The organism is Microcoleus sp. F4-D5 (assembly GCF_036704885.1).
Taxonomy (GTDB): domain Bacteria; phylum Cyanobacteriota; class Cyanobacteriia; order Cyanobacteriales; family Microcoleaceae; genus Microcoleus.
On sequence record NZ_JAUBSX010000025.1, the window covers coordinates 1 to 13,182 of the forward strand.

General features: G+C 45.2%; 10 protein-coding genes. 1 reads left to right on the forward strand and 9 read right to left on the reverse strand.

The features are described 5' to 3' along the window. Positions 1-368: 368 nt before the first annotated feature. The 4 genes from QUA80_RS13880 to QUA80_RS13895 form a co-directional block, all read right to left on the reverse strand. Positions 369-524 carry a hypothetical protein gene (locus QUA80_RS13880; RefSeq protein WP_333425347.1) on the reverse strand — a complete coding sequence of 52 codons (156 nt, stop codon included), beginning with the start codon at positions 522-524 and terminating at the stop codon, positions 369-371. Between the two features lie 81 nt (positions 525-605). Beyond that, positions 606-1,553: a GDP-mannose 4,6-dehydratase gene (locus QUA80_RS13885; protein WP_333425349.1), complete on the reverse strand. Its 948-nt coding sequence runs from the start codon at positions 1,551-1,553 to the stop codon at positions 606-608. Then, positions 1,546-2,715 (reverse strand): glycosyltransferase, encoded by a 1,170-nt coding sequence (locus tag QUA80_RS13890; protein WP_333425351.1) that lies wholly within the window; start codon positions 2,713-2,715, stop codon positions 1,546-1,548. The genes QUA80_RS13885 and QUA80_RS13890 overlap by 8 nt, the downstream gene beginning before the upstream one ends. Further along, positions 2,712-3,908, reverse strand: coding sequence for a glycosyltransferase family 4 protein (locus tag QUA80_RS13895; RefSeq protein WP_333425353.1), 1,197 nt, complete (start codon positions 3,906-3,908; stop codon positions 2,712-2,714). Before QUA80_RS13895 ends, QUA80_RS13890 begins: the two co-directional genes overlap by 4 nt. 524 nt (positions 3,909-4,432) lie before the next feature. Between QUA80_RS13895 and QUA80_RS13900 the strand changes: the two genes are divergently transcribed. Beyond that, positions 4,433-4,984, forward strand: coding sequence for an acyltransferase (locus QUA80_RS13900; protein ID WP_333425355.1), 552 nt, complete (start codon positions 4,433-4,435; stop codon positions 4,982-4,984). Positions 4,985-5,055: 71 nt separating this feature from the next. Here QUA80_RS13900 and QUA80_RS13905 read toward each other — a convergent pair whose 3' ends face one another. From QUA80_RS13905 to QUA80_RS13925, 5 genes are all read right to left on the reverse strand, one after another. Beyond that, a complete protein-coding gene (locus tag QUA80_RS13905; RefSeq protein ID WP_333425357.1) occupies positions 5,056-6,273 on the reverse strand; it encodes a hypothetical protein in 1,218 nt (405 codons plus the stop codon). Positions 6,274-6,308: 35 nt separating this feature from the next. Then, positions 6,309-7,673, reverse strand: a complete 1,365-nt coding sequence (locus tag QUA80_RS13910; protein ID WP_333425359.1) for a hypothetical protein — start codon at positions 7,671-7,673, stop codon at positions 6,309-6,311. 28 nt (positions 7,674-7,701) lie between these two features. Continuing rightward, entirely contained in the window at positions 7,702-8,898 is a 1,197-nt protein-coding gene (locus QUA80_RS13915; RefSeq protein ID WP_333425361.1) for a glycosyltransferase family 1 protein, read from the reverse strand. Next, positions 8,846-10,180 (reverse strand): oligosaccharide flippase family protein, encoded by a 1,335-nt coding sequence (locus QUA80_RS13920; RefSeq protein WP_333425363.1) that lies wholly within the window; start codon positions 10,178-10,180, stop codon positions 8,846-8,848. Before QUA80_RS13920 ends, QUA80_RS13915 begins: the two co-directional genes overlap by 53 nt. 80 nt (positions 10,181-10,260) lie before the next feature. Further along, the gene (locus QUA80_RS13925) at positions 10,261-13,044 is read right to left on the reverse strand and encodes a polysaccharide biosynthesis protein (protein ID WP_333425365.1); all 2,784 of its coding nucleotides are present in this window, start codon (positions 13,042-13,044) and stop codon (positions 10,261-10,263) included. Positions 13,045-13,182: the final 138 nt, after the last annotated feature.

Sequence of the window (13,182 nt, forward strand, 5' to 3'; positions counted from 1 at the left end):
GCGATCGTGCCGAGGGTGATACTTATACCTACTCCCTCTCAAATCGTAAATTTTCCACTCCTAAAACAGCAGTTTTTTTGAGTAATATTACTGATTGACAAATGCAATTAAGTCTTAACTTGTCACCAATGGCAATAGTTCGGACTGTTTTTAGATCGAGCGTCTGAAACCCTCGATTTTCCGTTGTTAGCGAACTTGCCGCAGATCCTTGAAACCCTTATTCTACAATTAGCAATCAAAAACTGTCCGCAGTATTATTACAGAAACTTAAAAAATTGGGCGTTGCATATTTGCGGGATGATTTTGAATTTTATCAAAGCTGAAAACCCTTATTTTTTGGGCGTAATCTGAGGGGAACACCACAAGATTCATCCCAAAATTATGCAATGCCTAGCTTCTGCTAGGGCGTTGTTCCTAATAGACTTCACATATAAGTATTCAGGCAAAGGATAAATATCGTAGCGAAGTTTTTGCATAGTCTCTAACCACAAAGAGTCTGATAAACCAATTACTTGAATACTCATTTTTCATGTCAAAAAAAATCGATCTCATGTTCGGTTGAATCGCTTCCGGTAGCTGCATCTGTCAAGTAGGTTAAGTCGGCCCTAACCATACAAAGACTGAACCCATTCCCATTCTTGCCTCAATCCTTCCCTCAAAGAAACCTGTGCCTGATATCCCAATATTTTCTGAGCTTTGGATACGTCAGCGCTAGTATCCCGCGCATCTCCTTTACTCGATTGTAGGTAATTGATGCGAATCGGGCGATCGACAATGTGTTCCATTGTGTGAATAACTTCTGCTAAAGCAACTCGACTTCCCCCTCCTATATTGAAAATTTCGCCCGCAGCTTCTGGAACTTTAGCAGCAGCTACATTAGCAGCAATGCAATCGCTGATAAACGTAAAGTCTCGGGTTTGCTGTCCGTCTCCGTAAATTGAAATCGCTTCGCCGCGCAAAATTGATTTAAAAAATATGTGGAATGCCATATCGGGACGCTGGCGAGGCCCGTAAACGGTGAAATAGCGCAACATGGTTGCCGGAACGCCGAAATTGTGATAATAAAGCGAACACAAACGTTCAGCGGCCAACTTAGTAATTCCGTAGGGAGAAACTGGTTGAGGACAGGCAGTTTCGCGGGTAGGGAAAGTTTCAGCATTGCCGTACACAGAAGAAGAAGAAGCTAGTACAAATCTTTTCAGTTGCGGTGCATCTTTTGCTGCTTCTAAGAGTACCTGAGTTGCATTGATGTTGCGATCGGTGTAGCTGCAGAAACCTTCTCCCCAACTAGCGCGCACGCCTGCTTGCGCTGCTTGGTGATAAATGACTTCTGTATTAGCTAAGAGCGATCGCCAATCCAAAGATAAAATATTGTCTTCGATCAGTTGAAAATTTGGATGTTTGGCAAAATGAGCGAGATTTTTTCTCTTCAATTCTGGATCGTAATAATCGTTGACTTCATCAATGCCGATAACTTTCTCACCTTGCTTTAACAGAGTTTCTACTAAATGAGAGCCGATAAAACCTGCCGCGCCTGTAACTATATTACTCATTGGTTAATTGTTGATTGTTGATTGTTGATTGTTGATTGTTGATTTCAGCGTACAAAGCCTCGTATTGCTTCAGGATGTTCTGAAGTTCGTAAGCAAGTATGCTTTTACTACCGCGCTGTGCCATTTCGCGAGCTGCGATCGGGCGATCGAGCACCCAAGCCATAGCCTCAGCCAACCCGTCGATATCTCCCAACTTGACAAGAAGGCCGCAACCTCCTTCGAGCAAGTCGCGAGTGCCGCGAATATCTGTGCCGATCGCCGGAACTTCCAGGCACAGCGACTCCATGACACAATTGGGAAGCCCCTCTTGCTCTGAAGCCAGGACTGTTGCTGCTGAGGCCCGCATCAAAACAGGAATGTCCCGACGAAACCCCAACAAATGCACCTGATTTTCCACTCCTAGGTCAGATGCCAACTGCTGCATCTCCTTGATTTCTCCCTCGCCAGCAAAGGCTAAGTGTGCCTCCGGTCTTCCCAAGCGAGCGAAAGCCTTTAAAACGTCGTGGGGGCGCTTGCGGGGAATCAATTCAGCAACCGACAAAAACAGCGGCGCATCCGGTGATAATCCCAATTCTTGGCGGACTCTCCGTATTTCTGCTTCAGGAATTTCCAATGGGTTGTAGCGATCGACATTCAACCCAGTTCCCGGTATGTAACGGACTCGTTCAGCCGGAACCAGCCAGCGCTTGGCCGCTTCCTCATCCTCGCGGTTCACAACCACTAGGCAATCAGTCCAAGGCCCGGCAAGCTTTTCTAGCCCTAGAAAAATTGCATTTTTGAGCGGTGAACCTCCTTTGTAGAAGTGAAAACCTTGGGCCGTATAGATCACCTTGAGTTTTCCCTGCTTTCTCCAATCATTGAGAACATACCGACTGACAAAGGCCGCCACGGGGGTGGAAACATTTACCAGGTTATAGGCTTGCTGTGCTAGCACTTCTCGGATTTGCTGCGGCGCAACCAGCAGATTTTGCGGCGCAGCGGGGTTTCGGGACCAGTCGATTTCCCAGGTGCGATCGAATGCCTGCAAGCATTCAGGACAAGTCGAAACTCCTTTGGCCATCCCGTCTACCTCCCAACCGATCTCGCGCAAGTGGCGGGCAATGGGTGCGAAGAAAGCGCGGAGAGTTGGTGCGATCGTCGTTACTATCAATAGTTTGTTCATTTTTTTTCTCTCAACCAAACTTCTGTTTGCTCTCGCACGAAGCGGTAAAGTTGATTCCGCCTTTCCCGCAGCACTTCATCTCGATACTCTTTGGCTTTCTCCAGGTTGCGGGCCGACATCCGACTCATGCGTTCTGGATCGGTCACCACTTCGCGAATTTTATGAGCCAAAGCAGTCGCATCGCCGGGCGGTACAAGATCTTCGGCCGCCAGCAGTTCGGGAATGCCACCTACCGTAGAGCCGATGCACGGGAGCGATCGGGCCATCGCTTCGATCATCGCTCTGGGTAAGCCTTCCTGGCGGGAAGGCAGGAGGAAAAGCTCTGCTTTGTCCAACTGGGCGCGTACAGCATCGCCAGCAGTTAATTGGCCGAGAAAACAAACCCGATCTGCTATACCGCGGGCCTGGGCTCGCGCCTCCAATTCTGACCGATGTTTGCCATCTCCTACCAAAACCAACTTCAGGTTTAATCCCGACTGCACGCAGGTAGCTACAGCATCAATTAGGACATCTGGGGCTTTATAGAGTTGAGCCAGGGTGCCGACAGTAACCAGGGTGAAAGATTGCTTGTCGCGATCGTCAAAACGGGGTGCAGCAGCAAAAGCCGAAGTTGGCAATTCCACACTGGAATAGTGGGTGGAAAACGCCCCAGACCTACAAGGGTATCGGCGTTGCAGGGCTCCTTCTGTAACGTAAGCAGCAGCACAAGCCCCAGCGCATTGATGCCTCAACTTGCGTGGAAACCACCAGCGGAAGAACGGGCGCAAGGGATGTTTAACTGCACCGGGCGCGAAGACATCATAGGGGTCGGCTACGACTTCTACGGCATACGGATGATTTCTCTTGCTTAACATCGGTTGAATGCAAGAAGCTATCTGCGAGCTAACCCGCAGAATCACCGCATCGTTTGCTGCCACTGCATTTCTGGCGGCACGCTGGACTTGCGAGACTTTCTGGAGGTACTGCCAAGGGCCGATGTAGTACGGTATGGCTGCGAAGGAAACCCCTTCGCCGTCTGCGCGTTTGCAGTCGCCAGAAACTGAAGCAACTTCTCGAACCCTCGCCACCACGCGCACGCGATCGAAAACTTCCAAATAACGCATCCAGAAGGAATGTGGAAACGCTACCTGCGTCCACACCTTTCCGTCGGGAGTGCGATCGAATCGATGTTCGAGAGCAACAACAACATTCATAAATTGACAACCCCTAAAATTTATTTGTTCATAAAAATAAATTAACTTTGGTGAGTTTTTTGGCGGTCAATATTTTTTAATTAAGTAATGACATAATTTTTATACCATACCCTGTATCTCAAGCTAAGTTATTTATCTAAATTTTACAAAAATTTATTTAATTAGTCCTGGACGCATAAATACCAAATAAACCGGGTTTTTACCAGTTTTCCAGGTCGGGATGCAGTATTTTCGCAATAAACACCCGGTTTCTTACCGACCGTGCGTCCAGGACTATTAATGAAGCAACAATGGCAATAGAAATACAATACGGTCATCGACGACCATATTGTTCAACGGAATGTCGTTGATAGGTTCACCAATTGGGATCGGGATTGAGGATTATGTAAAAATTATAACTATTAGAGCGTCACAGAGGGTGTCATCAAAGAAGCCAGCCCTGTCAAGGTGGTGAATTTTGATAATAGAGCGTAACATCAGTTATATTTATATTGATTGTTGAGAAGATTTAGGAAAGAGTAGCAATGGTCAAGATGTCTGTATTTAAGAAAAAGATCGCACTAGCAAAGGTGATTGGTATTTTTCGCGGCTTGCTCGTGAAGTTGTTTTTGCGTTCCTGCGGTTTTCCAATCACTATAGAGCATGAAGTTAGATTTCTCAGTATAAGAACTGTAGATATCGGAAATTGGGTCACTATTCGTTGGCACACTCAAATCAATGAAAATGTTAAGATCGGAAACAAAGTTTTTATTGGAAAATACTGTGACATTGGAATGAACGTAGTCATAGAAAATGCTGTGACTCTAGCAGATTATGTATGTCTGCTCGGTAATACTCATGATTATAATGACCCTGAAAACAGAGCAGGTGAAATTTATTCTCCAGGTACAAAGGTTATTGGTCAAGGTGCTTGGATAGGCTACAGAGCAATTGTCCTCCCACAAGTTCGATATGTAGGGCGGGGTTCAGTAATTGGAGCAGGTGCTGTTGTTACCAAAGATGTTCAGGATCACACTATCGTAGCGGGAAATCCAGCAAAAGTGATTGGATGCCTGTTACCTGCGTCACAAAAGTAATCCTTAAAACCGTACCTGTCCGTCGGGGGTGCGATGAATCGATGTTCTCAACCAAAAACAACATTCATGAATCAGCTTCTCAGACTATAAACGCGAACCTCTAAGGGATTGAGGAAACCACTGATTTGACCGTTTTTGAAGCTCATACCAGAATCGTGACCTGAAAACATAGGTTGTAGTTCTCTCACATTTCCTGGAAGTTTAATCGCGACTTTAGGAGTGCGATCGTATGAAGTATTGATGAAAACAGCTAAATTTTGGTTTTGATGCACCCAAATTCCAGCTAAGATGTTTTTCGCACCCGTCTCAATAGTTTTGAAATCTCCTTCTAGTAAGAACGAGCTAATTGCTTGCATTTCTGGTACTAAAGATTTCATTCCCCTCCATAAATCAGGATGTTCCTGCAAACTCCACTCTCGATCGTAATAAGTGTAGTAAATAATTCCTTTCGCACCCGCCAAAATTGCCTGATATGTCATATTACGTACCTCATCAAAAGTTGGGACTTCCGCCGCTTCATCGTACCATTTAAATGACTGCAAGTTTCCAATAATCAAACGATTTTTAGGAGCCGCATCGCGAGCCAGAGAAATCATATATTTCACCCAATTCAATGGTTGATTTAATCCCACAGGATAAGCTTGAACTCCAACTGCATCAGCAGTATTAATAAAATTAGAAATTTTATTTTCTTTGCTACCGCTAATATAGGTTATGTGAGCGGGGTCGGCAGTTTTAAACTTACAATGTAAATCTAAAATCTGATTCACAGTAAATCCATCTTTATTACTATCGACATCATCAGCAATACTCCAACCAAAAATTGCTGATTTATTCTTGAATTTATTAACAACTTGAATAGGATCGACCGTTGGTACTAACTCAAATTCAGTCAGGGCGTAAATACCGATTCGCTCAGCCTCATCGAGAAATTTTTCATATTCTTCAAACTTTTCAAACCTTTTAAAAGAAGGGTGAATTATATTAAATCCAGCCGCCGCAATTTCGCGCAAGTCGTTAATGCGAACGTCCGCAGTAGATTGCCAGGAAACGTGATAAAAACCAAAGGGAAAGAATGGCTTGCCATTAACCATAGCAGTACCGTCAGCACGCACCTCAACTCTAGGAATAGTAGCAGGAAGAACGGGGATACGATCTGCACAGGATAAGCTGACATCAGAACTACTGCACGAACCAAAATAGAAAATAACTGAAATCAATAAAACCGATAATATTCTATTTATTTGACCGGGAAACTTATTCGTTCTTTTTCGGTTATTACTACTCATTTGTTGAGTTCCTCTGCTATCGTCTTGCTACTTGTTTAAATTCTGTCAGCGTGTCTTGCAAACTGCGCTCCTTCCTGGTGAAGCATAGTATTTTGTGTTCTAGACGAACTCGCACTTGAACTCAAGGCTAAAGCACCGAATAGGAAAATCCACCACAGACAAGTGAGCATTTGCAGCCTAAAAATGAAAAAATTCATAAATAGTGAAAATCCTGAAGCAAGGATACCGCAGCCCAAGATTGGAAATTCCAATTTTCTTGAATCGCGAAGCAGGAGACGAGCATAAACAGTCCACAAAAACACAAAATATAGAAAACCAGCCATTCCTAGCTCGACAATTAGTAGCAAAAAAGTTGAGTGAGGGTGATATAACATCGGTCCGAAGGAAGTTCGTATTATCTTAAAAGTTCTTCCTCCCTCTGCATCTGAACCATCCTCAATATCTAGAATATACCAATCCCAATAAGAGCCATAACCCGACCCCAAAATATTCAATTCAGTAGTCCGATTGCCAATAATCTTAAAAGATGTTAAATATGTATCTGAACGAGATGAGTCTTCCAAGGACTGCAAGCGATCGCCAGTATTTGATGTTGCAAAGACTATTGCTGCTGCTATCATTACGAAAACAATTACTCCCAGAGCAGCAAGAGCAGCAATTTTCTTGTTTTTATTAAATAAAATAGTCAAACAAAGAAATACACCAATAATGAGTATTGCGCCCCGCGACCCAAGACCGATTAGAGTCAGCATTAAAATAAAAATAATGGTAAGCTTAAATAAACGTTGGGTAGGAGTTTGAATCAGCTCTTGAATCGCAAATGCCAGCGCTGGTATTAGCACAAAATATCCATCATCTGACCCAAACAGCGGGCCTTGTACCCGCACTGTCGGGTCGTTAATTAGCGCGCTTCTTACACCTGCAAACTGGAAAGATGATAAAGATGCAACTGTGTATAACAGCCCTACTCCAGCTAAACCAACTGTAAGCCGCCAGAGAAATAGCCGTACAGATGCAGCCGGTCTTTTTGCGATCGCATTATAGCCAAGCAAAAAGCTGGATGCTGTCAAGATCAGGGTACAGATCATTCCCTTAGCATCGCGCGGGTCGATGCGGCTATCTTGAAGGGATAGCGTAGCGTAAAATATCAGGCTAACTGTCAAAATCGGCAAGTGATAATGCCAAGGTTCGAGGAAGGTAGCGATTAGATGTTCCCGTCTGGGTAAGGTGGTACTTGAGGTTTTTTTCCTCCTTTGCCAGAACAAGAATATGCAAGCGACTACCACAAGAAGTATGTCTTTGCCGTTAACAGGTATCGATTCAATTTCAAACCACGGAGTTTGGGTCGATGGTAGCACCGTCCAATAGAAAAAACTCAACCAGAACAGCACGTCTAACATAAAAGGAAATTAGGAGAAATGACTGGCGCTAGCAGCTAGGAAAGTTAGCCTGATAGACTTTTGTTAGCTCTTTTACACTCATCTCAATACTGAAAGAACTCTTTTCTAAAATCCCTAGGGCATCCGATTGGCTAATGGCCGATGTATCGCCTCGTGCTGCCAAAACTGCCTCGGCCCAATCCGATGCCGATCGCGACAAGGAAATTCGCCGCACCAGAGGCTTGACAATATCGACTTCCTCGGTAATGACATCGGAGAAAATACAGGGAAGTCCAGCCGCTTGTGCTTCTAGCAATACTAACGGCAACCCTTCGTGAAAGGATGGCAAAAGGAATACATCCATAGCACCTAGCATTAATTGGGGTACGTCAGGTCGGACACCTGCGAAAATAATACGGTCTGTCAAACCAAGCTGAATAACTTTCTGTTCTATTTCTGGGCGCAGCGAACCGTCTCCTATCAGTAACAGGCGCATTTTTGGTTCTCGTTTGGCAACTTCCGCCACAATTTCCAATAGAAACAGATGGTTTTTTTGTTCGATAAATCTGCCTGCATGACCGATCGCAAAAGCATCCGCAGGTAAACCCAATTCAGTCCGAATAGCAACCGAATTGACAGGAGAGTGGAACGGAGTTAGATCGATGCCATAGTAAAGAATTTGCCTGCGCGGATCTGTTGACCATGCTGAACCGAATAGAGAGGCCGCTGCCTTGTAGCTAACTCCTAAACCAACTGTTGCGTAGCGATCGACCCACCATTCTGTTAACGCGAGATACAAACGCCGATACCATCCTGCTTTTGCCTGAACGGAGGAGGTATCGTTATGGCTTTGGGCAATGCGGACAGCTATTCCGGCTTGTTTTGCTAACCAAAGAACGTAACCGCTGAAGTGGTGGACATGGCTGTGAACAATGTCATAGGGCCCGTATTCGCGTAAAATTCGTTTAAAGTTGTTACCGTAAAGCCAAGGTTTTGAAGGATCGAGGCACGGGATAATTTTGCTACCGAGATCCCGCACTTCCTCGTCGTAAGGACAGGGTTTCTCAGTGTGAACTACAAAGTCCATCTGGAAGCGATCGCGATCGATATTTCGCAAAACGTGCATCAGCCAAGTTTCTATGCCGCCCCGATTCATGCCGCCGACGACATGAAGAATACGGATTGGACGCTGCTTAGTCAATGTTTGATTTTGTTCCTTGATATCTGTTGAGTCTGTATAGTGCATAAACAATGACTGCAAAACTAAAAACTGCTTGAACAATTGCAGTAACGATCAGGGCGATCGCCGCCCCTCGAAGTCCCATAATTGGAATTAACCACAGACAAGCGATCGCAGAACTTCCCGTTACCAAAACAAACAAAGGCATTTGCACCCGAAAGTACCTAGCTGCCGTTATCCCGTAACCCAAAAAGGCAGAAACGTACCAAATACCCGCAGCCACCATCAGCCATAGGAACAAATCTGCTCGATCGGCATATTCCGGTTTATAAAGTAAAGTTAAGATTGGTTTGCCGGCAACAACCGCGACAAAAACGCCTCCCGCACCTAACATCAAGCCAACCCCCACCAGCTTGAGCAAAAGTGTGCGAAAAGCAGTGCTATTTCCCGCTGCATAATATTTTGCCAGTCGCGGACTTGCAGACTCCGCTAGCGCACTCACTACCATCTGCCCAACCACCATCAGGTAAGACATGGCAGCGAAAATTCCCAGTTCGCGTTCGCCCAAATATCGCTCGATAAAGTATCGAGGAATATTAGTATTCAGCGAAATCAACATCATCACAAAACCCAGAGGTAAAGCCAGCCAAACTAACTTGCCCAAAATTTTTCCATCCCAGCGGGGATACAAGGGATTTTCGCTGTTTGCAGGTTCAGCATCGGCAACTAATAAATCTGGTCCCTCTCTCCCGTGCGAGGAATTCTTTAAAATTAATCTACCATTGCCAAGATCCCAGCCGAATAGGACTAAACCCCAGGCAACTGCTAATCCGATCGCTCCCCCTACAACACTCCCAGTCAGGGAAACTCCGATGCCTAAAAGCAACAGCGATAAAGGGCCTTTAATCATTAGGGCGATCGCAATTCGATCCATCCGTTCGTGTTGTTGAATCAGTCCGTAAAACACGTCGCTGATCGACTCGAAGGCCTTCGCCAGTGCGATCGCCAAAATCACCAGCGAAGTCTCCCAGCGATATCCAGCTTTGAGCGTAATTCCCGCAATTATCAAGAGTGCTAACCCAGTTCCAATTAACCTCAGACCCAGATAATCGCTAAAAACATAGTCCCTTTTGGCATCCGTCGCTTGGATAGCTCGCAGTTGCAGATTAGTAAACATGACCACAGGCGCTGTCACCGCCAGACCCAAGGTAAATTGACCCACCATTTCAGGACTGCCTAACTTAGCAAGCAGCACCAACATCCCCCACTGGGAAGCGGCATAAACGAGGTTGCCAGTGAAAGTCCATGAAAAATTACGGCGCAATGTTAGTGGTTTCAACTGTTGCATTAGTTACTAACTACCTGCTTGCTAATTAGTGAATTCCCAATCGTGTTTTTCCCCTTTCACTATTATTCACAAATGCCCCATTAACTTTTAACAGCCAGAGTCCCGATCAATTTTTCTACCTTAGAGCCTTCTACAGGCTTCGAGAAAAAGTATCCCTGTCCGTAGACGCACTTCATAGATTTTAGCTGAGCTATTTGCCACTTCGTTTCTACTCCTGTGGCAATCATTCCCATACCTAAATCCTGAGTTATCGCAATAATTTTATGAAGAACTTCTAAGTTCGGGTTGCTAGCATCCAGCCCGCTGACTAAAGAACAATCTAGCTTCAAACTGTCGAATTTCCCATACTTAAGTCGCGTCAATTGGTAGAGCTGAGTTAATGATACATCACTAAGACCGCAGTGGTCTATTTGTACTTGCAACCCTAAAGTTTTAAGTTTGACAAAAACAGACCCAGCCAACTCGGAATTTTCCGTCACAACATATTCAGGAATTTCTAACCTCAAACTCGGAGCATCGAGATGTGTTTCCTTCAATATTTTGGCAATCGTCTCGATTAAGTCAGGGTGGAAAAACTGTTTGCTAGTCAGATTCACGCTGACTGTTAAAGGAGACTCAAGACCAAATTGCGACTGCCAAATTCGCATCTGGCTGCAAGCTTGCCGCAGTACCCACTCGCCAATAGGAAGAATCAAGCCCGTTTCTTCTGCCAGTGTTAGGAATTCGTCCGGCCAAAGCAAACCTCGATTCGGGTGCTGCCAGCGCAACAGTGCTTCAAAACCACTAATTCGATCGGTTTCCAGGCAGACGATCGGCTGATAGTGAATCCGAAACTCCTCATTGGCAAGAGCCACCCGCAAATCATTCTCTAACTGCACAGATGCTGCACTGCTAATCTTTGCCAGAGCGGTTGTTTCTTTGGCTGTATTTGCGTGCAAATTGGCTGTTGAATATCCTGGTATGTACTCAGGCACTAACTGCTGTAACATTGAGACTATTAAATTGGTATCGTTGCGATCGCCCGCTTGACAAAGAGCTTCTACCTCCGGGTTAATATTTTCTTTCACTATGCGGCTGGCATTGCCCAAACTGAGAATTTTTTTGTGTTTAGTGCGGTTGTATTTCTCACCGGGTATAAACAGTTCTTCAAACAATTTTTCTCCCGGTCGCAGCCCTGTAAACGCGATTTCTATGTCTTTGCCCACTTCATATCCTGAGAGCCGAATCAAATCTTTTGCCAAATCAAAAATTCTGACTGGTTCTCCCATCTCGAGCATGAAAACTTCCCCGCCCTTGCCGATTACTGCTGCCTGCAAAACCAGTTGAACAGCCTCGGGAATTGTCATGAAATAGCGAGTGATATCTGGATGGGTAATTGTGATCGGCCCGCCCTCAGCAATTTGTCGCTGGAAAGTAGGTACGACACTACCCCTGCTGCCGAGAACATTACCGAAACGAACCACTACAAAGGGGTTTTTGCTTTCTTTTGCTGCTTGCAGCACCAGCATTTCGGCAACTCTTTTGCTAGCTCCCATAATGCTAGTTGGATTCACGGCTTTGTCGGTGGAAATCATCACAAAGTGCTGCACATTATATTTCAATGCCAGAGCCAGCAGATTTTTCGTTCCCCGCACATTGTTAGTAATCGCTTCGGGCGGGTTTAATTCCATCATGGGTACGTGTTTGTGAGCGGCCGCATGAAAAATGATATCGGGTCTATATTTTTCAAAAACGTACTCTAAGCGCTCCAGCAAACGAATGTCGGCGATGAAAGCTGTCAGGCGAGTAATATCTGTTTGGGTTTTGCTTGTCTTTTTGAGTTCTGACAGGACTTTTGTTAGTTCTTGTTGAATGTTGAATACAGAATTTTCTCCGTGTCCGACGATGATGATTTCCGCAGGCTCGCACTTTAATATTTGCCGACAGAGTTCGCTGCCGATGGAGCCGCCGGCACCGGTAATTAGAACTTTTTTGCCTCTAATCAATCGCAAGACTTTCTGGGTATCGGTTTGGATGGGGGCGCGGCGGAGCAAGTCCTCAATCTGCACTTCTCTGAGGCTACCTAAACTGACACGACCGTTGATGATTTCATTGAGCCCGGGGAGGGTGCTGGTTGGAATTCCTATTGACTGACAAATTTCTACGATCTCCCTAATCTCTTTTCCCGGAGCTGAGGGGATGGCAATCATAACTTTGTCGATATTTAGCGATCGCACTACTTCGGGAATGTTATAACGATTGCCGACTACAGTTAGTTTGCGAATCTGCTTGCTGATTTTTTTGGGGTCGTCGTCAACGAAAGCGATTGGATCGAGTCCTACCTCCGGACTCCTCTGCATCGTTTGCATCAGAGATGTGCCTGCACTGCCCGCACCGACTATCAGGACGCGCTCGCGTTGCTGAACTTTCCAGGGTTTTTGGTTCCATCTTTCGAGAGCTGGAATGCTGAAACGAATGGCCGCAACTAATAAAAAGCTGATGATAGCGTCTAGTAGCGGCAGCGATCGCGGCAGATTGCCGATCGGCGAATTATTTAGCTGGTATAGTTGTTGGAACAAGATAATTTCCACTGCTAGGCATACACCTATCAGCATCGTTATTTGTGCCATTTCTTCCAGACCCGCATACCGCCAGTAACGCCTGTAGAAGCCGCCGGCATAAAATACTGTAAGTTTGACTGCTACAAATAATACTGTAACTACCGCTAGACTGTTTAGATAGGGAGCCAGAGTCAATGTATCATCTAAACGAATTGCCAGAGCCAATAACGGTGCAATCGCCAAACAAATTGCATCGATTATCAAAAAATGACGGGTTCTTAATCCCACCAACACTTTACTGAGTTTTTTTACGATCGTATTCATCACACCCTATTACACAAAAACTTTACTAAAACTATATCTAGTACCTAATGCTGAGGTATTTTTTACCGCCCAGCCCCTGAAATTAATCAGCCTTTCTTTTAATCGGACATCACTCAAGTGATATCATTAAGGCGATTA

What these genes read in the sequence shown, in the direction of transcription:
- QUA80_RS13890 (WP_333425351.1), bottom strand. Translation starts at nt 2,715, where the DNA reads ATGAACAAACTATTGATAGTAACGACGATCGCACCAACTCTCCGCGCT.
- QUA80_RS13880 (WP_333425347.1), bottom strand. Translation starts at nt 524, where the DNA reads ATGAGTATTCAAGTAATTGGTTTATCAGACTCTTTGTGGTTAGAGACT.
- QUA80_RS13900 (WP_333425355.1), top strand. Translation starts at nt 4,433, where the DNA reads ATGGTCAAGATGTCTGTATTTAAGAAAAAGATCGCACTAGCAAAGGTG.
- QUA80_RS13920 (WP_333425363.1), bottom strand. Translation starts at nt 10,180, where the DNA reads ATGCAACAGTTGAAACCACTAACATTGCGCCGTAATTTTTCATGGACT.
- QUA80_RS13905 (WP_333425357.1), bottom strand. Translation starts at nt 6,273, where the DNA reads ATGAGTAGTAATAACCGAAAAAGAACGAATAAGTTTCCCGGTCAAATA.
- QUA80_RS13885 (WP_333425349.1), bottom strand. Translation starts at nt 1,553, where the DNA reads ATGAGTAATATAGTTACAGGCGCGGCAGGTTTTATCGGCTCTCATTTA.
- QUA80_RS13895 (WP_333425353.1), bottom strand. Translation starts at nt 3,908, where the DNA reads ATGAATGTTGTTGTTGCTCTCGAACATCGATTCGATCGCACTCCCGAC.
- QUA80_RS13910 (WP_333425359.1), bottom strand. Translation starts at nt 7,673, where the DNA reads ATGTTAGACGTGCTGTTCTGGTTGAGTTTTTTCTATTGGACGGTGCTA.
- QUA80_RS13925 (WP_333425365.1), bottom strand. Translation starts at nt 13,044, where the DNA reads ATGAATACGATCGTAAAAAAACTCAGTAAAGTGTTGGTGGGATTAAGA.
- QUA80_RS13915 (WP_333425361.1), bottom strand. Translation starts at nt 8,898, where the DNA reads ATGCACTATACAGACTCAACAGATATCAAGGAACAAAATCAAACATTG.